At 58.4% G+C, this 23,289-nt stretch carries 18 protein-coding genes and 1 other annotated feature; of the genes, 11 read left to right on the top strand and 7 right to left on the bottom strand.

The genetic code is table 11. The features are described from left to right. Positions 1-84: 84 nt before the first annotated feature. Positions 85-3,231: a multidrug efflux RND transporter permease subunit AcrB gene (gene acrB / locus L2I46_RS03720; protein WP_023288644.1), complete on the bottom strand. Its 3,147-nt coding sequence runs from the start codon at positions 3,229-3,231 to the stop codon at positions 85-87. Between the two features lie 22 nt (positions 3,232-3,253). Continuing rightward, positions 3,254-4,447, bottom strand: a complete 1,194-nt coding sequence (gene acrA / locus L2I46_RS03715) for a multidrug efflux RND transporter periplasmic adaptor subunit AcrA (RefSeq protein ID WP_023288645.1) — start codon at positions 4,445-4,447, stop codon at positions 3,254-3,256. Positions 4,448-4,589: 142 nt separating this feature from the next. Here acrA and acrR point away from each other — a divergent pair, with 142 nt between their 5' ends. After that, positions 4,590-5,240 (top strand): multidrug efflux transporter transcriptional repressor AcrR, encoded by a 651-nt coding sequence (gene acrR, locus L2I46_RS03710; RefSeq protein ID WP_236947555.1) that lies wholly within the window; start codon positions 4,590-4,592, stop codon positions 5,238-5,240. 129 nt (positions 5,241-5,369) lie between these two features. Then, positions 5,370-8,717, top strand: coding sequence for a mechanosensitive channel MscK (gene mscK / locus L2I46_RS03705; RefSeq protein WP_117132765.1), 3,348 nt, complete (start codon positions 5,370-5,372; stop codon positions 8,715-8,717). A gap of 35 nt (positions 8,718-8,752) precedes the next feature. On the opposite strand, the gene L2I46_RS03700 is transcribed toward mscK, so the two are convergent. The 3 genes from L2I46_RS03700 to priC form a co-directional block, all read right to left on the bottom strand. Continuing rightward, positions 8,753-9,664 carry an Rpn family recombination-promoting nuclease/putative transposase gene (locus L2I46_RS03700; RefSeq protein ID WP_044521300.1) on the bottom strand — a complete coding sequence of 304 codons (912 nt, stop codon included), beginning with the start codon at positions 9,662-9,664 and terminating at the stop codon, positions 8,753-8,755. A gap of 67 nt (positions 9,665-9,731) precedes the next feature. Beyond that, positions 9,732-9,905 carry a pleiotropic regulatory protein RsmS gene (gene rsmS / locus L2I46_RS03695; RefSeq protein ID WP_044521303.1) on the bottom strand — a complete coding sequence of 58 codons (174 nt, stop codon included), beginning with the start codon at positions 9,903-9,905 and terminating at the stop codon, positions 9,732-9,734. A 12-nt stretch (positions 9,906-9,917) separates the two neighbouring features. Next, positions 9,918-10,445 carry a primosomal replication protein N'' gene (priC, locus tag L2I46_RS03690; RefSeq protein ID WP_065805424.1) on the bottom strand — a complete coding sequence of 176 codons (528 nt, stop codon included), beginning with the start codon at positions 10,443-10,445 and terminating at the stop codon, positions 9,918-9,920. Positions 10,446-10,513: 68 nt separating this feature from the next. Here priC and L2I46_RS03685 point away from each other — a divergent pair, with 68 nt between their 5' ends. The 9 genes from L2I46_RS03685 (at position 10,514) to L2I46_RS03645 (ending at position 19,900) form a co-directional block, all read left to right on the top strand. Continuing rightward, positions 10,514-10,891 (top strand): DUF454 family protein, encoded by a 378-nt coding sequence (locus L2I46_RS03685; protein ID WP_004204740.1) that lies wholly within the window; start codon positions 10,514-10,516, stop codon positions 10,889-10,891. Between the two features lie 150 nt (positions 10,892-11,041). Beyond that, the gene (gene apt / locus L2I46_RS03680; protein ID WP_023288650.1) at positions 11,042-11,593 is read left to right on the top strand and encodes an adenine phosphoribosyltransferase; all 552 of its coding nucleotides are present in this window, start codon (positions 11,042-11,044) and stop codon (positions 11,591-11,593) included. A 92-nt stretch (positions 11,594-11,685) separates the two neighbouring features. Then, positions 11,686-13,593, top strand: coding sequence for a DNA polymerase III subunit gamma/tau (dnaX, locus tag L2I46_RS03675; protein ID WP_102003963.1), 1,908 nt, complete (start codon positions 11,686-11,688; stop codon positions 13,591-13,593). Next, positions 12,926-12,990: a sequence feature (DnaX frameshifting element), on the top strand. It overlaps the preceding gene by 65 nt. Before the next feature lie 57 nt (positions 13,594-13,650). Further along, positions 13,651-13,983, top strand: coding sequence for a YbaB/EbfC family nucleoid-associated protein (locus L2I46_RS03670; protein ID WP_008805448.1), 333 nt, complete (start codon positions 13,651-13,653; stop codon positions 13,981-13,983). Further along, positions 13,983-14,588, top strand: a complete 606-nt coding sequence (recR, locus tag L2I46_RS03665; protein ID WP_002892177.1) for a recombination mediator RecR — start codon at positions 13,983-13,985, stop codon at positions 14,586-14,588. The genes L2I46_RS03670 and recR overlap by 1 nt, the downstream gene beginning before the upstream one ends. Positions 14,589-14,699: 111 nt before the next feature. Next, on the top strand, positions 14,700-16,574 hold the full coding sequence (gene htpG / locus L2I46_RS03660) for a molecular chaperone HtpG (RefSeq protein ID WP_023288652.1): 1,875 nt from the start codon (positions 14,700-14,702) through the stop codon (positions 16,572-16,574). Between the two features lie 222 nt (positions 16,575-16,796). Continuing rightward, positions 16,797-17,441 (top strand): adenylate kinase, encoded by a 645-nt coding sequence (adk, locus tag L2I46_RS03655; protein ID WP_002892184.1) that lies wholly within the window; start codon positions 16,797-16,799, stop codon positions 17,439-17,441. A gap of 128 nt (positions 17,442-17,569) precedes the next feature. Continuing rightward, positions 17,570-18,532 (top strand): ferrochelatase, encoded by a 963-nt coding sequence (gene hemH, locus L2I46_RS03650; protein ID WP_023288653.1) that lies wholly within the window; start codon positions 17,570-17,572, stop codon positions 18,530-18,532. A 63-nt stretch (positions 18,533-18,595) separates the two neighbouring features. Continuing rightward, positions 18,596-19,900 (top strand): inosine/guanosine kinase, encoded by a 1,305-nt coding sequence (locus L2I46_RS03645; RefSeq protein ID WP_236947554.1) that lies wholly within the window; start codon positions 18,596-18,598, stop codon positions 19,898-19,900. Positions 19,901-19,934: 34 nt separating this feature from the next. Here the strand turns inward: L2I46_RS03645 and ybaL are convergent, their stop codons facing one another. Both ybaL and L2I46_RS03635 read right to left on the bottom strand, forming a co-directional pair. Then, positions 19,935-21,611 carry a YbaL family putative K(+) efflux transporter gene (gene ybaL / locus L2I46_RS03640; RefSeq protein WP_023288655.1) on the bottom strand — a complete coding sequence of 559 codons (1,677 nt, stop codon included), beginning with the start codon at positions 21,609-21,611 and terminating at the stop codon, positions 19,935-19,937. Positions 21,612-21,836: 225 nt separating this feature from the next. Beyond that, on the bottom strand, positions 21,837-23,057 hold the full coding sequence (locus tag L2I46_RS03635) for an MFS transporter (protein WP_023288656.1): 1,221 nt from the start codon (positions 23,055-23,057) through the stop codon (positions 21,837-21,839). Positions 23,058-23,289 lie beyond the last annotated feature (232 nt).

Genomic DNA, 23,289 nt, shown 5'->3' with positions numbered 1-23,289 from the left:
AAAAATAAACAATGGCAATATGTGCCCTGTGGGTAATGATCAAAAAAAGGGCCGCAGTAGCGGCCCTTTGTTCATCAGTGCAGATTAATGATGCTCAACCTGATGGCTGTGCTCAATATCTTCCGATTTCTTACTAAAGCGGCGTCGAACCACCACAAAGAACACCGGCACGAAGAAGATTGCCAGGATCGTCGCGGTCACCATCCCGCCCATTACGCCTGTACCTACGGCGTTCTGCGCACCGGAGCCCGCTCCGGAGCTGATAACCAGCGGCATAACCCCAAGGATAAACGCCAGGGAGGTCATCAGGATTGGACGCAGACGCATACGTACCGCTTCAAGCGTCGCCTCAATCAGCCCTTTGCCCTCTTTCTCCATCAGGTCTTTGGCGAATTCAACGATCAGTATCGCGTTCTTCGCCGACAGGCCGATGGTGGTCAACAGGCCAACCTGGAAGTAAACGTCATTGGTTAAACCGCGGAAGGTGGCGGCTAACAGCGCGCCGACCACACCTAACGGTACGACCAGCATGACCGAGAACGGAATCGACCAGCTCTCATACAGCGCTGCCAGACACAGGAAGACGACAATCAGCGAGATGGCATACAGGGCAGGGGCCTGGTTACCGGACAGCCGCTCCTGATAAGACATCCCGGTCCAGTCGTAGCCAATACCCGACGGCAGTTTACCCGCCAGCTCTTCCATCAGGCTCATCGCCTCACCGGTACTCTTGCCTGGCGCTGCCTGGCCAAGAATTTCCATTGATGGCAGACCGTTGTAGCGTTCCAGACGCGGCGAACCGTATTCCCAACGCGAGGTGGAGAAGGCGGAGAACGGCACCATCTGGCCATCACTGCCGCGAACATACCACTTGCCGATGTCTTCCGGCAGCATACGGTATTTCGCTTCGGACATGATGTACACTTTCTTCACGCGGCCGCGGTCGATAAAGTCGTTGACATAGCTTCCGCCCCAGGCGGCGCCCAGCGTGGTGTTAATGTCGCTGATGGAGACGCCCAGCGCCTGGGCTTTTTCCTGATCGATATCGACTTTGAACTGCGGTGTATCTTCCAGACCGTTAGGACGCACGCCGGTCAGCACGTCAGGATGCTGCGCCACCATGCCAAACAGCTGGTTACGTGCCTGGGTCAGTTTTTCGTGTCCCAGGCCGCCCTGGTCAATCAGCTGGAAGTCAAAGCCGGTCGCGGTACCCAGTTCAACGATAGCCGGCAGGTTAAAGGCGAAGACCATCGCGTCTTTAATCTGCGAGAAGTAGCCCATCGCCCGACCGGTGATCGCTTCAACTTTGTTTTCGTCGCCTGGACGCTGACTCCAGTCTTTCAGCGAGACGAACGCGATACCGGTGTTCTGGCCGCGGCCGGCGAAGCCGAAGCCGTTAACCGCAAACACGGATTCCACGTTGTCCTTCTCTTTGGTGAGATAGTAATTCGTCATCTCATCCAGCACTTTCTGCGTGCGCTCCTGGGTGGCGCCGGCAGGCAGCTGGGCCATACTCAGGAACACCCCCTGGTCTTCGTCCGGCAGGAACGAGCTCGGCAGACGAACGAACAGCCACGCCATACCCACCACGATGATCAGATACAGCACCAGATAACGACCGGTGCTGCGCAAAATGTTGCCTACGCTGTCGGTGTAATGGTGCGTGCTCTTATCGAACATGCGGTTAAACCAGCCGAAGAAACCCGTGGTCGCGCCATGGCTGCCTTTCTGAATAGGCTTCAGCATCGTGGCGCACAGCGCCGGCGTCAGGATCAGCGCGACCAGTACCGATAGCGCCATCGCGGAAACGATGGTGATGGAGAACTGGCGATAGATGGCCCCGGTTGAGCCGCCGAAGAACGCCATCGGGATAAATACCGCCGACAGCACCATGGCGATACCTACCAGCGCGCCCTGAATCTGACCCATCGATTTACGCGTCGCTTCTTTCGGCGGCAGGCCTTCTTCGGCCATGACGCGCTCGACGTTCTCGACCACCACGATGGCGTCATCCACCAGCAGGCCGATGGCGAGCACCATCCCGAACATCGTCAGGGTGTTTATCGAGAAGCCAAACGCCGCCAGCACCGCGAAGGTCCCTAACAGGACCACCGGCACCGCGATGGTCGGGATCAGGGTGGCGCGGAAGTTCTGCAGGAACAGATACATCACCAGGAAGACCAGGATGATCGCTTCCACCAGCGTTTTAACCACTTCGTGAATAGAGATTTTCACGAACGGGGTGGTGTCATACGGGTAAACGATTTTCATCCCCGACGGGAAAAACGGCTCCATCTTCGCCAGTTCAGCGCGGATCGCGTTGGCGGTATCCAGCGCGTTCGCGCCGGTAGCCAGTTTAATACCCAGACCGGACGCAGGCTGGCCGTTATACTTCGCCACCACGTCATAGCTTTCGCCACCCAGTTCAATTTTGGCGACATCACGCAGACGAACCTGGGAACCATCCTGGTTCACCTTCAACAGGATGTTGCCAAACTCTTCCGTATTGGTCAGACGCGTCTGTGCGACGATGGAGGCGTTGAGCTGCTGGCCTTTCACCGGCGGCGTACCGCCTAACTGACCAGCGGCTACCTGGGCGTTCTGCGCTTTCAGCGCGCTGATCACGTCCACCGGCGTGAGCTGGAAGTTATTCAGTTTATTCGGATCCATCCAGATACGCATCGCGTACTGGGAACCGAACAGCTGAACGTCGCCGACGCCGCTGGTACGGCTGATCGGGTCCTTCATGTTGGCCGCCACGTAGTCCGAAATGTCGTCCTGGTTCATGGTGCCGTTGGTGTTAATGACGCCGACAACCATCAGGAAGCTGCTGGACGCTTTCTCAACGCTGATCCCTTGCTGCTGTACTTCTTGCGGCAGCAGAGGGGTGGCCAGGGCCAGCTTGTTCTGAACCTGAACCTGGGCGATGTCCGGATCGGTACCGGATTCGAAGGTCAGGGTGATGGTCGCCGTACCGGTGGAGTCGCCATTCGAGGACATGTACATCAGGTGATCGATACCGTTCATATTCTGTTCGATAACCTGAGTCACGGTGTTCTGCACGGTTTCGGCGTCAGCACCGGGGTACATGGCGGTAATGGAAATTGCTGGCGGCGCAATCGTCGGATATTGCGCCACCGGCAATTTGAGGATCGATAATCCCCCAGCCAGCATGATGATGATGGCGATCACCCATGCAAATATGGGGCGATCGATAAAGAAATTAGGCATGTCTTAACGGCTCCTGTTTAAGTTAAGACTTGGTTTGTTCTGATGGCGCGTTGCCTGCGGCTTGCTGTTTATCATCAGAAGCTACTTCCTGCGCTTTTACCTGCACGCCTGGTTTGATTTTTTGCAGGCCGGTGACGATAACGCGATCGCCGGATTTCAGACCGTCAGTGACCAGCCATTTATCGCCAATCGCTTGAGAAGCAGTGACCTGGCGGACTTCGACCTTATCGCCTTCACCTACTACCATGACGCTGGCGTCACCGCGCGGCGTACGGGTCACGCCCTGTTGCGGCACCAGCAGGGCGTCAGGGTTAACCCCTTCTTCCAGACGCGCGCGGACAAACATCCCCGGTAACAAGGTGTGATCCGGGTTGGGGAAAATGGCGCGCAGCGTGATAGAGCCGGTGGTCTGGTCGACGGTCACATCCGAGAACTCCAGGGTGCCGGACTGCGGATACTTAAGACCGTCGTTAGTCACCAGCTCCACTTTCGCTTTACCGTTTTCCTGTTTCAGACGGCCATCGGCCAGCTCCTGTTTCAGGCGCAGGAAATCATTGCTCGACTGGGTGACGTCAACATAGATCGGATCCAGCTGCTGAACGGTTGCCAGAGCGGTTGACTGACCATTCTGCACCAGCGCCCCTTCGGTCACCGCGGATTTACCAATGCGGCCGCTGATCGGCGAGGTGACTTTGGTGTAGGCCAGATTGATGCGCGCGGTTTCCACGGCCGCTTTCGCCGCGACCACGGCCGCATTGCTCTGCTGCGCCGTCGCGACGGCGGTATCGTAGTCTTGTTGACTGATATACTTAGTGCCTAACAGTTTCTGATAACGCTTGACCGTCAGTTGATCCATGTTTGCCGCCGCCTGGGCTTTTGCCAGGTCGCCTTTGGCGCTGTCATAGCTGGCCTGATAGGTGGCTGGATCGATCTGATACAGGGAGACGCCGGCCTGGATATCGCTACCTTCGACGAAGTTACGTTTCAAAATAATGCCACTGACCTGAGGGCGGACTTCCGCAATGCGATAGGCGCTGGTGCGGCCTGGCAGTTCGGTGGTCATTTGTAGAGGTGCGGATTTGAGCGTCACAATACCGACTTCCGGCATGTGCTGGGCTCCCTGTTGAGCCGGTTTATCGTCACATCCTGTTAGCGCTAAGCTGCCTGAGAGCATCAGAACGACCGCCAGAGGCGTTAACCCTCTGTTTTTGTTCATATGTAAACCTCGAGTGTCCAATTTCAAAATGTTCAGTGGCTCAAACAACCACAAACCCACTACAGTCTTTCTATTATGGTCGTGCTATGGTACATACATTCACAAATGTATGTAAACGTAACCTCTGTAAAGTCATTAACCTATGGCACGAAAAACCAAACAACAGGCACGTGAAACCCGGCAACTGATTCTGGATGTTGCTCTGCGTCTGTTTTCGCAGCAAGGCGTATCATCTACCTCGTTGGCAACAATTGCAAAAGCTGCGGGTGTAACGAGGGGGGCTATCTACTGGCATTTCAAGAATAAATCAGATTTATTCAACGAAATTTGGGAGCTGTCAGACGCCAGTATTAGCGATCTCGAAATTGAGTATCGGGCAAAATTCCCTAACGATCCACTCTCAGTTATCAGGGAGATACTAGTCTATGTTCTTGAAGCGACGGTGACAGAGGAGCGCCGTCGGTTGATGATGGAGATTATCTTCCATAAGTGTGAATTCGTCGGTGAAATGACCGTGGTGCAGCAGGCCCAGCGGCAGTTATCCCTGGCGAGCTACGAGCGCATCGAGCAGACCTTGAAAGAGTGCATCGCCGCGAAGCTGTTGCCCGCCAATTTACTCACCCGGCGAGCGGCGATTTTAATGCGCAGCTATCTTTCCGGCCTGATGGAGAACTGGCTGTTTGCCCCCGACTCGTTCGACCTGCATGCGGAGGCGCGCGACTATGTCGCCATCCTGCTGGAGATGTATCAGTTCTGCCCCACGCTGCGCGGCCCGGAGAACCTGCCAGCGTAAACGTCGCGCGCGGAGGGACGTGAATTTTTAGCGCCGTCCGCCGCTATTCGCCAGCGATGAGAAGTGCTATTCTTCGCGCTTGCGACGACCCCCGGTATTCTCCGGCATTTGCATTCATTCATATTAACTATGCTGCACACGATCTCCAGGCAACGCGCCACGTTCATCTTTACCATTATGCTGCTCTGTTTTATTGGCCTTTTCAGTCCAGTTCAGGGCCGCGCCGCGGACCTCCCTGACCGGGCGGAGGTGCAGAGTCAGCTCAATACCTTAAACAAGCAAAAAGAACTGACTCCGCAGGACAAACTGGTCCAGCAGGATTTGACCCAGACCCTGGAAACGCTGGATAAAATCGATCGCATCAAGAGCGAGACGACGCAGCTCCGCCAGCAGGTCGAGCAAGCCCCGGCGAAGCTGCGCCAGGCGGTGGACAGCCTTAACAATCTGAGCGATGTCCCGAACGACGACGCGACGCGCAAAACGCTGAGCACGCTCTCCCTGCGTCAGCTGGAATCGCGCGTCACCCAAACGCTGGACGATCTGCAGAATGCGCAAAACGATCTGGCGACCTACAACAGCCAGTTGGTTTCCCTGCAAACGCAGCCGGAACGCGTGCAAAATGCGATGTACAAAGCCTCCCAGCAGCTGCAGCAGATCCGCAATCGTCTGAATGGCACCTCGGTGGGGGATGAGACTCTGCGTCCGACCCAGCAGGTGCTGCTGCAGGCCCAGCAGGCGTTGCTTAACGCGCAGATCGAGCAGCAGCGCAAGAGCCTCGAAGGCAATACGGTGCTGCAGGATACCCTGCAGAAGCAGCGTGACTACGTCACCGCCTGGAGCAACCGGCTGGAGCATCAGCTGCAGCTGTTGCAGGAGGCGGTGAACAGCAAGCGGCTGACGCTGACTGAGAAAACCGCCCAGGAGGCGGTCACGCCCGACGAAACGGCGCGTATTCAGGCCAACCCGCTGGTCAAGCAGGAGCTGGATATCAACCACCAGCTGAGCGAGAAACTGATTCAGGCGACGGAGAACGGCAACCAGCTGGTGCAGCGCAATATTCAGGTGAAGAACTGGCTCGACCGCGCCCTGCAGTCTGAGCGGGATATTAAAGAGCAAATTTCCGTGCTCAAGGGCAGCCTGCTGCTGTCGCGCATTCTCTACCAGCAGCAGCAGACGCTGCCGTCGGCGGATGAGCTGCAGGATATGACCAATCGCATTGCCGATCTGCGGCTCGAACAGTTCGAGGTGAATCAGAAACGCGACGCGCTGTTCCAGAGCGATGCCTATGTCGCTAAGCTGGAAGAGGGGCACAGCGCTGAAGTAAACGATGAAGTGCACGCCGCGCTGCTGGAAGTGATCGACATGCGCCGGGAGCTGCTCGACCAGTTCAATAAACAGCTGGGGAATCAGCTGATGATGGCCATCAACCTGCAGATCAACCAGCAGCAGCTGATGAGCGTCTCGAGCAGCCTGAAAGAAATTCTGACCCAGCAAATTTTCTGGGTGAACAGCAATAAACCGATGGACTGGGAGTGGATTAAGGCCTTCCCGGAAGCGCTGAAAGGTCAGTTTAAGGCGATGAAAATCACCGTGAACTGGGAAAAAGCGTGGCCAGCGGTGTTTGTCGCTTTTCTTGCCGGATTACCGCTGCTGCTGATTGCCGGCCTGATCCGCTGGCGTTTGCAGTGGCTCAAGGATTATCAGGCAAAGCTTGCCTCCCAGGTAGGCCAGCTGCGCAATGATACCCAACTGCATACGCCGAAGGCGATCCTTATCGACCTGATCCGCGCCTTACCGGTGGTGCTGGTGATTCTGGCGATTGGCCTGATCTTACTCACCATGCAGCTCAATATCAGTGCTCTACTGTGGGCATACAGTAAAAAGCTGGCGATGTTCTGGCTGGTGTTTGGCCTGTGCTGGAAAGTGCTGGAAAAGAACGGCGTAGCGGTCAGCCACTTTAATATGCCGGCGCAATTGACCAGCCACTGGCGGCGGCAGATTGTTCGCGTCAGCCTGGCGCTGCTGCCGCTGAATTTCTGGTCGGTGATTTCCGAGCTGTCGCCGCTGAACCTGATGGACGACGTGCTGGGGCAGCTGGTGATTTTCTTCAACTTACTGCTGATAGCGGTGCTGGTCTGGCCGATGTGCCGGGAAAGCTGGCGCGATAAAGAGTCGCACAGCCTGCGCCTGCTGACGATCACTGTGCTGTCTATCGTTCCGGTGGCCCTGATGGTGCTAACGGCGACCGGCTACTTCTACACCACGCTGCGCCTGGCGGGACGCTGGATCGAGACCGTCTATCTGGTCATGATCTGGAACCTGCTGTACCAGACTGTGCTGCGCGGCCTGAGCGTGGCGGCGCGGCGCATCGCCTGGCGCCGGGCGCTGGCGCGCCGTCAGCATCTGGTGAAGGAAGGCGCGGAAGGCGCCGAGCCGCAGGAGGAGCCGACTATCGCCCTCGAGCAGGTCAACCAGCAGACGTTACGCATCACCATGCTGGTGATGATCGCGCTGTTCGCGGTCATGTTCTGGGCGATTTGGTCGGATTTGATCACCGTTTTCGCCTATCTCGACAGCATTACCCTCTGGCATTACAACGGCACCGAGGCAGGGGCCAGCGTGGTGCGCAGCGTCACGATGGGCAGCCTGCTGTTTGCCATTGTGGCGTCGATGGTTGCCTGGGCGCTGATCCGCAACCTGCCGGGGCTGCTGGAGGTGCTGGTCCTGTCGCGGCTCAACATGCGCCAGGGGACTTCCTACGCCATCACCACCATTCTTAACTATGCGATTATCGCCATCGGGGCGATGACGGTATTCGGGTCGCTGGGCGTCTCATGGGATAAACTGCAGTGGCTGGCGGCCGCGCTGTCGGTTGGTTTAGGTTTTGGTCTGCAGGAGATCTTCGGTAACTTCGTATCCGGCCTGATTATTCTGTTCGAACGTCCGGTGCGCATTGGGGATACGGTGACTATCGGCACCTTCTCCGGTACGGTAAGCAAAATCCGTATTCGCGCCACCACCATCACCGACTTCGATCGCAAAGAGGTGATCATCCCGAACAAGGCGTTCGTTACCGAGCGCTTGATCAACTGGTCGCTCTCCGACACCGTGACCCGCGTGGTGATCCGCCTCGGCGTCGCCTACGGTTCCGATCTGGATAAGGTGAAGGAGGTGCTCCTGAAGGTCGCGCACGATCATCCGAAAGTGATGCAGGAGCCAGCGCCAGCGGTCTTCTTCACCACCTTCGGGGCCAGTACCCTGGATCATGAACTGCGTCTGTATGTCCGTGAACTGCGCGATCGCAGCTACACGGTGGATGAGCTCAACCGCGCCATCGACCGTCTGTGCCGGGAGAATGACATCAACATTGCCTTTAACCAGCTGGAAGTCCATCTGCGAAATGAAAAGGGCGACGAGGTCACGGAAGTGAAGCGGGACGGAAAGGGTGACGATTTAGCTCCCTCCGTCGCGTCTTAACTGAAAAGGGGCGGCGCAAAGCCGCCCCTGCTGCATCAGGGCGTCAGCGCGGCGAGCTCTTCGTCGCTAAGCCCGGTGAGTTCCCGCACGATTTGACGTTCGAGGCCGCGCGCCAGCATTCTGGCGGCGATGCTGCGAGTGGCGGCTTCTCGACCTTCCTGCTCGCCCTCCTGCTGCCCCTGTTTACGGCCTTTCTCTTCCAGCCATTCGGCAATGGTCATCATCAGCTCCTTATGTCTGGGCGACTGCGCCGCCAGCGCGCGGATCAGCGCCCCCGGATGTTCCGTGGTACCCGCCTGCAACATATAGCGCAGCAGCGTATTTAACTGCGCTTCTGTCAGATAGCCTTGCGTCATCAGCGCAATCAGCGGCACCTGCAGCTCGGCCAGATCGCGATGGCGGATATGCTTTTGCAACAGCTCCAGCATGGCCATACGCCGATGACGGACGATCTGATTATCTGGCATAACGGTGAGGTCCACCAGCGGAAAATCACCGCTATAGAGCGCCTTCGCCAGCGCCGGTTCGGCGAATAGCTGTTGCCAGTTGCGGGGCCAGGGCCAGGGGCTGACCTTGCCGTGATAAAACAGAATTGGCACCACCAGCGGCAGCGTGTCGTGGCCAGCGTCCAGATGACGCTGCATGGCGGCCAGCGCGTAGCGCAGCAGGCGAAACGCCATCAGCTTGTCCGGGGTACTCTGGTGCTCAATCAGCGCGTAAACATAGCCCGGTCCGTGGCGGGTGCGCAGTGAGTAAAGGATATCGGAATAGCTGGCGCGCAGGTCCTCTTCAACAAAGCTACCGGAGACCAGCTGCAGTGAATCCAGCTCGCAAATTGCCAGAAACGGCGCGGGCAGATACAGCTGCAGGAAATCCTTCGCCACCGCCTGATGCATCAGCATCTGGCGAAAAACCGCATCGTGCGGGGTTTGACTGACCTTTTCCATCAATATTGCCTCCATCGGCGTCATGCGCAGAGGACCACTCTGCCAGCACGTCGTCGTGGGCAACATCTTACTTCTGCGGCGTTTGCGAGGCGCTTTCCGCGTTTTTTAACTTGTTTGCATAATCCCGCCTGACAATTTCCAGCGCGTCCAGCACCGTTTGCGCCGGGATCTGATGCGACTCCAGCAACATGATTAAATCGACGGCCAGTTTGACCTCATCGGGGGCTTTTTCCAGCGACATCGGACTCTCCTGTTAGCGCGTCAGCCGCGCCAGTACGTTTTCAATCTTGTCCAGCGCCTGTCGACAGCGCGCCAGCCGTCCGCTGTAGACCTCGACTTCGCTGGCCAGCCGCTGCTGCTCGTCAAGGCTGGTAGCCTGCGTCAGCTGGCGCTGGCGTTGGTCGCGCATCGCCAGCAGGCGGCGCTCATACTCCTGATGCTGCAGGCGACGGCGCTGCCAGCGGCTCAGCGTTGGCGAGGCATGGTCCCAACTGCGCAGCGACCAGGTGGCGGTTTCGCGACGCAGCGCGGCGATTTGCGCCGCCAGCCGCTCGGCGATCCAGGCTACCTGCGGCAGCTGCTGGCGCTCGACGGCCTGGCGGAGCTGGTTAAAGTTGTGTTGGGCTTCCGCCAGATAGGCCTGCATCAGCGTGCTGCGGGTGTGGAAGAGCTGGCGGTCAAAGCGCGGGCTGAGGGTCGCGTGCTCCGCCAGCGGCGCCACCAGCGCGGCCAGCTCGCTGAGCTGATTGTTCAGCGTTTGTAAAAGTTGAGCTGTTTTCACCCGCCCCCTCCATTTTCCATCAGCCAACTGTGCTACAGTAGCCGTATCTGTTGATAACGATTCGCATTATGCCACCTGTTATTTTAACCATTATCGGCTGGCTGGCGGTAGCGCTGGGTACGCTGGGTGTTTTCTTACCGTTGCTGCCGACGACGCCGTTTATTCTGCTCGCCGCCTGGTGCTTTGCCCGCTCATCGCCACGCTTTCACCAGTGGCTGCTGTATCGCTCATGGTTCGGCGGCTATCTTCGCCACTGGCAGCAGTACCGCGCCATGCCCCGCGGCGCCAAACCGCGCGCCATTGCCATGATCGTGGCGACTTTTGCTATTTCACTGTGGCTGGTTAAGCTTACGTGGGTGCGCATTATGCTGTTGGTCATTTTGGCCTGTCTGCTGATCTTTATGTGGCGCATTCCGGTGGTTGACGCAAAGCAACAAAAGCACTGATGCGCAATAATGCCTGTTGCAATTGTTGCTGACAGCCAGTAAATTCTGGCGTTTTCGAGCGCGGGTAAGCCTGGTCAAAGGTTAAACAAATGTTTCTTTGGCCCCTTTTGCACGCCCGTGGGTAATACCGTTTCAATCAGGCATACACTTATGACCGCAACTGCACAGCAGCTTGAATATCTGAAGAACAGCATCCAGAGTATCGAGGATTATCCAAAACCTGGCATTCTTTTCCGCGATGTCACCAGTTTACTGGAAGACCCGAAAGCTTACGCGCTCAGCATTGAACTGCTGACCGAGCGCTACAAAGACGCGGGAATTACCAAAGTGGTAGGGACTGAGGCGCGTGGCTTCCTTTTCGGCGCACCGGTTGCGCTGGCGCTGGGCGTGGGCTTTGTTCCGGTACGCAAGCCGCGTAAGTTGCCGCGTGAAACCATCGCTGAGAGCTATGAGCTGGAGTACGGCACCGATCAGCTGGAGATCCACGTTGACGCCATCAAACCGGGCGACAAAGTGCTGGTGGTGGACGATCTGCTGGCGACCGGCGGAACCATCGACGCGACGGTCAAACTGATCCGCCGTCTCGGCGGCGAAGTACAGGATGCCGCTTTCATTATCAATCTCTTCGATCTGGGCGGCGAACAGCGCCTGGAGAAGCTGGGGGTCCACTGCTACAGTCTGGTGCCGTTCCCGGGCCACTAAGCAAATCCCTCCACATAGCCTCGCCGATCGGGCGGGGCTGTGATAGCATGACCCCTTCGTGATTTCACCTTCCAGCGTTTCAGAGCCAGCCCATGAGTTATCAGGTCTTAGCCCGTAAATGGCGCCCACAAACCTTTGCTGACGTCGTCGGCCAGGAACATGTGCTGACCGCACTGGCGAACGGCTTGTCGTTAGGGCGCATTCATCACGCTTATCTCTTTTCCGGTACCCGCGGGGTCGGTAAGACTTCCATCGCCCGCCTGCTGGCGAAAGGGTTAAACTGTGAAACCGGCATCACCGCCACCCCCTGCGGCGTGTGCGATAACTGCCGGGAAATAGAACAGGGGCGCTTTGTCGATCTGATTGAGATTGACGCCGCCTCGCGAACCAAAGTCGAAGATACTCGCGACCTGCTGGATAACGTCCAGTACGCGCCGGCCCGCGGCCGCTTTAAGGTCTATCTCATCGACGAAGTCCATATGCTGTCGCGCCACAGCTTCAACGCGTTATTAAAGACGCTGGAGGAGCCGCCGGCGCACGTCAAATTCCTGCTGGCGACGACGGATCCGCAGAAGCTGCCGGTGACGATCTTATCCCGCTGCCTGCAGTTCCACCTGAAGGCGCTGGACGTTGAACAGATCCGCCATCAGCTGGAGCATATTCTTGGCGAAGAGCAGATTGCCTTCGAGCCCCGCGCGCTGCAGCTTCTGTCGCGCGCCGCCGACGGCAGCCTGCGTGATGCCTTAAGTCTGACCGATCAGGCTATTGCCAGTGGAGAAGGGCAACTGACGGCGGCGTCGGTGAGCGCCATGCTCGGCACCCTCGATGACGATCAGGCGCTGTCGCTGATTGAAGCCCTGGTCGCCGCCGATGGCGAGCGGGTCATGGCGGGCGTCAATGACGCCGCCGCGCGCGGCGTTGAATGGGAGGCGCTGCTGGTGGAGATGCAGAGCCTGCTGCACCGCATCGCCATGGTTCAGCTGTCCCCTTCGGCGCTGGGCGCCGACATGGCCGCGGTCGAAGTGCGAATGCGCGAACTGGCGCGCACCGTACCGCCGGGCGACGTTCAGCTCTACTACCAAACGCTGCTGATTGGCCGCAAAGAGCTGCCCTATGCCCCGGACCGGCGGATGGGCGTCGAAATGACGCTGCTGCGCGCCCTGGCGTTTCATCCGCGTAAGCCGCTGCCCGAGCCGGAGGTGCAGCCGGCACTGGCCGCCGCGCCCGCGCCGCGCCAGCCGGTTTCCCCCGCAGCGCCGCCGCCGCAGCCGTCGCAGAGTTTGCCGCCGACCACCAGCCAGGTGCTGGCGGCCCGCAGCCACCTGCAGCGCAGCCAGGGAGCAACCACCCCAAAAAAGAGTGAACCGGCAGCCGCTTCCCGCGCGCGGCCGGTGAATAACGCTGCGCTGGAGCGACTGAGTTCGATTACCGAGCGCGTCCAGGCTCGTCCGGCCGCGGCGGCGCTGGAGCAGGCCCCGGCGAAGAAAGAGGCCTATCGCTGGAAGGCGACGACGGTGGTTGAAGAGACCAAAGTCGAAGTCGCCACGCCTAAAGCGCTGAAAAAAGCGCTGGAGCATGAAAAAACGCCGGAGCTGGCGGCTAAACTTGCCGTTGAAGCGGTCGAGCGCGACAGCTGGGCGGCGGAAGTGAGCCAGCTGGCGGTACCGAAGCTGGTCGAGCAGGTGGCGCTCAACGCGTGGAAAGAGCAGGAGGGCAATCGCGTCCGTCTGCATCTGCGCCCCAGTCAGCGCCACCTCAATTCCGCCGGCGCGCAGCAAAAGCTGGCTGAAGCGCTGGGGGTGTTGTACGGTACGCCGGTTGAATTGACCATCGTGGAAGACGATAATCCCGCGATGCGCACGCCGCTGGAGTGGCGGCAGGCTATTTATGAAGAGAAGCTCGCGCAGGCGCGCGACGCGATTATTGCGGATAATAACATTCAGACCCTGCGTCGTTTCTTCGACGCCGATCTGGATGAAGAGAGTATCCGCCCCATTTGACTGCAAGTTTGACTTGCAGTCAGTACCTTTAATGATGACTGACTGAGAGAGAAGCCTATGTTTGGTGGAAAAGGCGGCCTGGGTAACCTGATGAAGCAGGCCCAGCAGATGCAAGACAAAATGCAGAAGATGCAGGAAGAGATCGCTCAGCTGGAAGTGACCGGCGAGTCCGGCGCGGGTCTGGTGAAAGTGACCATCAACGGCGCGCACAACTGCCGCCGCGTGGAGATCGACCCAAGCCTGCTGGAAGATGACAAAGAGATGCTGGAAGATCTGGTGGCTGCCGCGTTCAACGACGCCGCGCGCCGTATCGAAGAGACCCAGAAAGAGAAGATGGCTTCCGTCTCTGCCGGTATGCAGCTGCCGCCAGGCTTCAAGATGCCGTTCTGATGCAAACCAGCCCGCTGTTAACTCAGCTTATGGAAGCGCTGCGCTGTCTGCCGGGCGTCGGCCCGAAGTCCGCGCAGCGCATGGCGTTTACCCTGCTGCAGCGCGATCGCAGCGGCGGGATGCGTCTGGCGCAGGCGCTGACGCGTGCGATGTCGGAGATCGGCCACTGCGCCGATTGCCGCACCTTCACCGAGCAGGAGGTGTGCAATATCTGCAGCAACCCGCGTCGCCAGGAAAACGGCCAAATCTGCGTGGTGGAGAGTCCGGCGGACATCTACGCCATTGAGCAGACCGGGCAGTATTCCGGCCGCTACTTCGTGCTGATGGGGCACCTGTCGCCGCTCGACGGCATCGGGCCTGACGACATCGGGCTCGATCGCCTGGAACAACGGCTGGAGGCGGAGTCGATCACCGAGGTGATCCTTGCCACCAACCCGACCGTTGAGGGCGAGGCGACGGCCAACTACATCGCAGAGCTGTGCGCGCAGTATGGCGTCGACGCCAGCCGAATCGCCCACGGCGTGCCGGTGGGCGGCGAGCTGGAGATGGTCGACGGCACTACGCTGTCCCACTCGCTGGCCGGTCGCCACAAGATTACTTTCTGAACAAACGGAGGCGGCCATCGCCGCCTCCGCTTGAAAAATTTCCCCGCTGTCCCCATCTCCCACTCAACGGTTTTTTACCCATTTAAAATGGCATTGTTGAGGTTGAATCAGATGAAAGGACAAGAAACTCGTGGTTTTCAGTCAGAAGTAAAACAGCTTCTGCACCTGATGATCCATTCCCTCTATTCCAACAAAGAGATCTTTCTGCGTGAGCTGATTTCCAACGCCTCTGATGCGGCCGATAAGCTGCGTTTCCGCGCGCTGTCGCAGCCGGATTTGTATGAGGGAGACGGCGAGCTGCGCGTGCGGGTTTCGTTTGATAAAGACAACCGTACCCTGACCATCGCCGATAACGGTATCGGCATGAACCGGGAAGAGGTTATCGACCATCTCGGCACCATCGCCAAATCTGGCACCAAAGCGTTCCTGGAATCCATGGGTTCCGACCAGGCAAAAGATAGCCAGCTGATTGGCCAGTTCGGCGTCGGCTTCTATTCGGCCTTCATCGTGGCGGACAAAGTGACCGTGCGCACCCGTGCGGCAGGCGATAAACCTGAAAACGGCGTGTTCTGGGAATCCGCCGGCGAAGGGGAATATACCGTGGCCGACATCACCAAAGCCGATCGCGGGACCGAAATCACCCTGCATCTGCGCGAAGGTGAGGACGATTTCCTCAACGACTGGCGCGTGCGCTCCATCATCAGCAAGTATTCCGATCATATCGCGCTGCCGGTTGAGATTGAAAAACAGGAAGAGAAAGACGGCGAAACCGTTATCAGCTGGGAAAAAATCAACAAGGCGCAGGCCCTGTGGACCCGCAGCAAGTCTGAAGTTAACGACGACGAGTACAAAGAGTTCTACAAGCACATTGCCCATGACTACAGCGACCCGCTGACCTGGAGCCACAACCGCGTGGAAGGTAAGCAGGAGTACACCAGCCTGCTGTATATCCCGTCGCAGGCGCCTTGGGATATGTGGAACCGCGATCATAAACACGGCCTGAAGCTGTACGTCCAGCGCGTGTTCATTATGGACGACGCCGAGCAGTTTATGCCGAACTACCTGCGCTTCGTACGCGGCCTGATAGACTCCAACGATCTGCCGCTGAACGTCTCCCGTGAAATCCTGCAGGACAGCAGCGTGACCCGTAACCTGCGCACCGCGCTGACCAAACGCGCGCTGCAGATGCTGGATAAGCTGGCGAAAGACGACGCCGAAAAATATCAGACTTTCTGGAAACAGTTCGGCCTGGTGTTGAAAGAGGGCCCGGCGGAAGATCCGAGCAACCAGGAGGCGATCGCCAAACTGCTGCGCTTCGCGACCACCCATACCGACTCCTCCGCGCAGACCGTGTCGCTGGAAGAGTACGTCTCGCGTATGAAAGACGGTCAGGAGAAGATCTACTACATCACTGCCGACAGCTATGCGGCGGCGAAAAGCAGCCCACACCTCGAACTGCTGCGTAAGAAAGGGATCGAAGTGCTGCTGCTCTCCGATCGCATCGACGAGTGGATGATGAGCTACCTGACCGAATTCGACGGCAAAGCGTTCCAGTCTGTCGCTAAAGCCGACGAGTCGCTGGACAAACTGGCGGACGAAGTGGACGAGTCCACCAAAGAAGCCGAAAAAGCGCTGGAGCCGTTCGTTGAGCGTGTGAAAAACCTGCTTGGCGACCGGGTCAAAGAGGTGCGTCTGACCCATCGTCTGACCGACACCCCGGCGATTGTCACCACCGATGCCGACGAGATGAGCACCCAGATGGCGAAGCTGTTCGCGGCTGCGGGCCAGGCGGCGCCGGAAGTGAAATACATCTTCGAACTGAACCCGGCTCATCAGCTGGTGAAACGCGCAGCCGATACCCAGGATGACGCGCAGTTCGGCGAATGGGTGGAACTGCTGCTGGATCAGGCGCTGCTGGCCGAGCGCGGCACGCTGGAAGATCCGAACCAGTTTATCCGCCGTATGAACCAGCTGCTGGCTTCCTGACGCGAACCTGAACGAGTAGCCCGGCCGAGCGACGCGACGCCGGGAACGGGATAAATGCCCCGTCTGAGCGATTTGCTCCGGCGGGGCATTTCACATTGGATGGCATAAAATATCTCACCATTAACCGTTTCAGCCGCACCGCCTTCCTTGAGCCATCGCCGTTCTGGTGGTATGGTTTAGCGTTTTTGAAAAATTGAATCGACTTTTGAGGGGATTTTCGTAATGCGTATTATTCTGCTTGGCGCTCCGGGCGCGGGTAAAGGAACTCAGGCTCAGTTCATCATGGAGAAATACGGTATTCCGCAAATCTCCACCGGCGATATGCTGCGCGCTGCGGTAAAATCCGGCTCCGAGCTCGGTAAGCAAGCGAAAGACATCATGGACGCCGGCAAGCTGGTGACCGATGAGCTGGTTATCGCGCTGGTTAAAGAGCGTATCGCCCAGGAAGATTGCCGTAACGGCTTCCTGCTGGACGGCTTCCCGCGCACTATTCCGCAGGCTGACGCCATGAAAGAAGCGGGCATTACCGTTGATTACGTGCTGGAATTCGATGTGCCGGACGAACTGATCGTCGACCGCATCGTTGGCCGTCGCGTTCACGCGGCATCCGGTCGCGTATACCACATCAAATTTAATCCGCCGAAGGTGGAAGGCAAAGACGACGTGACCGGCGAAGAGCTGACCACCCGTAAAGACGACCAGGAAGAGACCGTGCGTAAGCGTCTGGTGGAATATCATCAGATGACGGCGCCGCTGATCGGCTACTACACCAAAGAAGCGCAGGCGGGCAACACCAAATACGCCAAAGTCGACGGCACCAAAGCGGTGGCTGACGTGCGCGCCGAACTGGAAAAAATCCTCGGCTGATAAAGCCTTTTCTCATCCTGCTGCGGCAGGATGAGAACTTCTCTCATTCCTACCTTTTGCTATGATTGGTTCCGTTTAGCGCCATTTCAGCTACAATTGGCTGCGATTCAAATGGTTAAGAGGCGGTAATGCATCAGACGAAAACAGGTATCTTGCTGGCCAATTTAGGCACTCCCGATGCGCCCACCCCCGGTGCGGTGAAGCGCTATCTGCGACAATTCCTCAGCGACAAACGGGTGGTGGATACGTCTCGTCTGCTATGGTGGCCGCTGCTGCGCGGCGTCATACTGCCGATTCGCTCTCCCCGCGTGGCTAAACTCTATCAGTCCGTCTGGATGGAAGAGGGGTCGCCGCTGATGGTATACAGCCGTCGTCAGCAGCAGGCGCTGGCCGCCAGACTGCCGGATACCCCGGTGGCGCTGGGCATGAGCTATGGATCGCCGTCGCTGGCCAGCGCGGTGGATGATTTACTGGCGCAGGGGGTGGGGCACATCGTAGTGCTGCCGCTGTATCCGCAATATTCCTGCTCGACGGTGGCTGCCGTCTGGGATGAGCTGGCGCGGATCCTCGCGAAGAAACGCGCCATTCCCGGTATCTCGTTTATTCGCGATTACGCCGGGCACCCGGACTATATCCATGCCCTGGCGGCCAGCGTGCGCGCCTCGTTTGCCGTTCATGGGGAACCGGATCTGCTGCTGCTCTCCTATCATGGGATCCCGCAGCGCTATGCCAATCAAGGGGATGATTATCCTCAGCGCTGTCGCGATACCACGCGGGAACTGGTCTCCGCGCTGGGGCTCCCGCCGGAGCGGGTGATGATGACCTTCCAGTCGCGCTTTGGTCGGGAACCCTGGCTGACGCCGTACACCGATGAGACGCTGAAGATGCTCGGCGAGAAAGGGACGAAGCATATTCAGGTGCTGTGCCCGGGGTTTGCCGCCGACTGTCTCGAAACGCTGGAAGAGATCGCCGTCCAGAACCGGGAAATATTCCTCGAAGCGGGCGGAAAGCAATATGAATACATTCCGGCGCTTAACGCGGACGCTGCGCATATTGAGATGATGGTCAACCTGACGGCGCCTTATCGCTGATCGCGCGCAGGGCGGGGAATATGCTACTATTTCCCGCTTGTTCCCTGTTATTTAAGCGCCACTATGAAATTTCCCGGTAAACGCAAATCCAAACACTATTTTCCCGTTAACGCCCGCGACCCGCTGCTGCAGCAAATTCAGCCGGAGAATGAATCCAGCGTCTCCTGGGTGGTGGGTATCGACCAGACGCTGGTGGATATCGAAGCGAAAGTGGATGAGGCGTTTATCGTGCGCTACGGCCTGAGCGCGGGCCACTCGCTGGTGATTGAAGATGACGTCGCTGAGGCGCTGTACCAGGAGCTGGTGCGCAATAATCTTATTACCCATCAGTTTGCCGGCGGCACGATCGGCAATACCATGCACAACTACTCGGTGCTGGCGGACGATCGCTCGGTGTTGCTTGGCGTCATGTGCAGCAATATCGAAATCGGCGGCTATGCCTATCGCTACCTGTGCAATACCTCCAGCCGTACCGATCTGAACTATCTGCAGGGCGTCGACGGCGCCATTGGCCGTTGCTTCACCCTGATCAGCGACAGCGGCGAGCGCACCTTCGCCATCAGCCCGGGACATATGAACAAGCTGCGCCCGGAAAGCATTCCGGAAGCGGTGATCGCCGGCGCCTCGGCGCTGGTGCTGACCTCCTACCTGGTACGCTGCAAGCCGGGCGAGCCGATGCCGGACGCGACGATGAAAGCTATCGAGTATGCCAAAAAGCATGATGTGCCGGTGGTGTTGACTCTTGGAACCAAATACGTGATTGCCGATAACCCGGCGTGGTGGCAGCAGTTCCTGCAGGAGCATGTCTCGATTCTGGCGATGAATGAAGAGGAAGGGGAAGCGCTGACCGGCTTTGCCGATCCGCTGTCGGCGGCGGATAAAGCGCTGGACTGGGTCGACCTGGTGCTGTGCACCGCCGGACCGGCGGGGCTGTATATGGCGGGCTTCACTGAAGAAGAGACGAAGCGTAAGACCCAGCATCCGCTGCTGCCGGGGGCGATCCCGGAATTTAACCAGTTCGAATTCAGTCGCGCGATGCGTCACCAGGACTGCGTCAATCCGCTGCGGATTTATTCGCACATTGCGCCGTATATGGGCGGCCCGGAGAAGATCATGAACACCAACGGCGCAGGGGACGGCGCGCTGGCGGCGCTGCTGCATGACATCACCGCCAATAACTACCATCGCAATAACGTCCCCAACTCCAGCAAACACAAATGCAAATGGCTGACCTACTCCTCTCTGGCGCAGGTGTGTAAATATGCCAACCGCGTGAGCTATCAGGTGCTGAACCAGCACTCGCCGCGCTTAACCCGCGGCCTGCCGGAACGTGAGGACAGCCTGGAAGAGGCGTACTGGGATCGGTAAGCGAGTCCCTCTCCCGACGGGAGAGGGCAGAACATCAGCCGGTGACCACTTCACCGGCGGGTGGCGTTTCCAGAAGCTGCAGCATGGCGCGGGCAATTTCCCGCTCGCCCATCACCACCTGATTGGCCCCACGGTCGATAATGTAATCCACTTCGTCATCATAATGGGCGCGGGCGATAATCTCGATATGCGGACATTTTTCCCGTGCGGAAGCGACAATCTCGCCGGCCTCATAGCCGTTGGGAATGGTCAGCAGCAGCCAGCGGGCGCAGTCGAGATGCGCCAGCTCCATGATCTCTTCATTGGCGGCATTGCCCAGCACCGCGCTGATCCCGCGCTCGCGTAGCTCATCCACGCGGGTGCGCGAGGTTTCAACCACCACCAGCGGGATCCCCTGGGCCATCAGCTTCTCGCCCAGCAGGCTGCCGACGCGGCCGAAACCGACCAGCAGCGCGTGGTTGCAGATATCGACCGGCACCTGCTTCTCGTCTTCCAGCACCTCTTCCAGGGTCTGCTCGTCGAGGGTTTCGGTTTTATCGAGATATTTCTCCAGCAGAGTGAACAGTACCGGGTTGAGCATAATCGAGATGATCGCTCCGGCCAGCACCAGGTTTTGCCCGGCCTGCGGCAGCAGGTTAAGCGCCATCCCCAGGCCGGCGAGAATAAAGGCAAATTCACCAATCTGCGCCAGGCTGGCGGCAATGGTCAATGCGGTACGCGGCGAGTGGCCAAACATACGCACGAGGAAAAAGGCGGCTGCGGATTTACCAAAGATAATGATCGCCAGCGTCGCCAGCACCGCCAGCGGCTGCTGGACCAGCACCATCGGGTCAAACAGCATGCCGACGGAGACAAAGAACAGCACCGCGAAGGCGTCGCGCAGCGGCAGGGTGTCATGGGCGGCGCGGTGGCTCAGCTCGGATTCGTTAAGCACCATACCGGCAAAGAAGGCGCCGAGGGCGAAGGAGACATCAAACAGCTCCACGGCGCCGAAGGCGATGCCCAGCGCCAGGGCCAGCACCGACAGGGTGAACAGCTCGCGCGAGCCGGTGGCCGCGCTGCGCGACATGATCCACGGCACCAGCCGACGGCCGACCAGCATCATAATGGCGATAAAGGCCACCACTTTGCCAATGGTGATCCCGAGGTCGAGGGCCAGGGAAGCGAAGCCGAGGTTGCCTTTCTCCGCCATACCGGCCACCGCCGGCAGCAGGACCAGCGTCAGGACCATCACCAGGTCTTCCACAATCAGCCAGCCGATGGCGATCTGCCCGCGCTGACTGTCAATCAGCTGTCGTTCCTCCAGGGCGCGCAGCAGCACCACGGTACTGGCGGTGGAGAGGCACAGACCAAAGACGATGCCGGTCATCAGCGACCAGCCAAGGGCGGCGGAGAGCGCCATACCCAACAGCGTCGCCACGGCTATCTGGGCGATGGCCCCGGGAATGGCGATCGACTTTACCGCCATCAGATCCTTGAGGGAGAAATGCAGGCCGACGCCGAACATCAGCAGGATCACGCCGAGCTCCGCCAGTTCCGGAGCCAGTTTGGTGTCAGCAACAAAGCCAGGGGTGAAAGGTCCGGACAGCACGCCCGCTAAGAGATATCCCACCAGAGGAGAAATACGTAGCTTATTGGCAATCATGCCGAGAATAAAGGCGAGCACGAGGCCGCCGACAATGGTGGTGATTAGCGGTGTTGCGTGGTGCATTCCGTCTCCTTTCCAGTGGTGAATCGGTCCATTTTGCTACCCTGTCCGCGTAATAGTTTATGACAAAAACGTTCACTTTGTTTATGAATAATTCTTGAATTGTGCAAAAAAATGCAATTGGCCGCTGAAAAGGCACAGAAGGAAAAATCGAGAGAGGAATGCGCGCATCAGGCCGATGGCGCAAGGGGTAACGGCGGCCAGCGTTACACTTTGGCCGCCGGATAATCAGGCTTTTTGCCGGTTATCAGGAAGAAATATCGTCAGGAATCCCAGCAGCGGCAGGAAGGCGCAGATTTTATATACCAGGTCGATGCTGGTATGGTCCGCCAGCAGGCCCAGCACCGCGGCGCCAAGGCCGCCCATACCAAAGGCGAAGCCGAAAAACAGGCCTGAAACCATGCCGATACGTCCCGGCAGCAGCTCCTGGGCATAGACCAGAATAGCGGAGAAGGCCGAGGCGAGGATAAAACCAATGATCACCGTTAAAATTCCGGTCCATTCAAGGCTGGCATAGGGTAAAACAAGGGTGAAAGGCGCCACGCCGAGGATAGAGCCCCAAATAACATATTTTCGTCCAATCTTATCGCCAACGGGCCCGCCAATCACCGTCCCGGCGGCCACCGCGAACAGGAAGGCAAACAGATGCAGCTGGGCGTTTTGCACCGATAAGCCGAACTTATGCATCAGATAAAAGGTGTAATAGCTGCTGATGCTCGCCATATAGAAGTATTTCGAGAAAATCAGCATCAGCAGAATACCTACCGCCAGAATCACCTTATTGCGCGGCAGCGGATTGACGATCGCCGGCTTCGGTTTGCCCTTATTCATCCGGTGCTGCGCGGCGTACCAGCGGCTGATTTGCGACAGCACGACGATAGCCAGCAGGGCGGCCAGCACGAACCAGGCGACGTTGCCTTTACCATACGGGGCGATGATCACCGCCGCCAGCAGCGGGCCAAGCGAACTGCCGAAGTTGCCGCCGACCTGGAACAGCGACTGGGCCAGGCCGTGACGGCCGCCGGAGGCCATCCGCGCCACGCGGGATGATTCCGGATGGAAAACCGAGGAGCCGGTACCCACCAGCGCGGCGGCCAGCAGCACCATACCGAAGCTACCGGCCAGCGCCAGCAGGATCAAACCGCAGAGGGTAAAGCACATGCCCACCGGCAGCGACCACGGCATCGATCGTTTATCGGTGATGTAGCCAATCACCGGCTGGAACAGCGATGAGGTGAGCTGGAAGGTGAGGGTGATCATCCCAATCTGCACGAAGGTAAGGGAGAACTCGGCCTGCAGCAGCGGGTAGATAGCGAGTATGAGCGACTGGATCATATCGTTAAGCAAATGGGACAGGCTGATCGCGCCTAAGATGCCAAACGAGGTGCGCGCTTTTTGCGGCGGCGCGTCGGTACTGGGTAAGGTCTGAGCGGATTGGTTGGTTGTCATAGGTTCACTTCAGCGAGTTCGATTTGTTGTAGAGAATGCAGGTTGTTACCCTAAATAATTCGAGTTGCAGGCAGGCGGCGACGCAGCGAATCCCCAGGAGCTTACTCTCGTAAGTGACTGGGGTGAGCGAGGACAAATTCGTCAGGAACGAATTTGAACGCAGTTCACTGCGCCCGTAAGGGCGAGGCCCAGGGATGGGCCGAGTTATTGCCAACGCACATGCAACTTGAAG

This window comes from Klebsiella sp. 2019SCSN059 (assembly GCF_021739525.1).
Lineage (GTDB): Bacteria > Pseudomonadota > Gammaproteobacteria > Enterobacterales > Enterobacteriaceae > Klebsiella > Klebsiella quasipneumoniae.
This window is presented reverse-complemented; position numbering and strand designations above follow the sequence as displayed.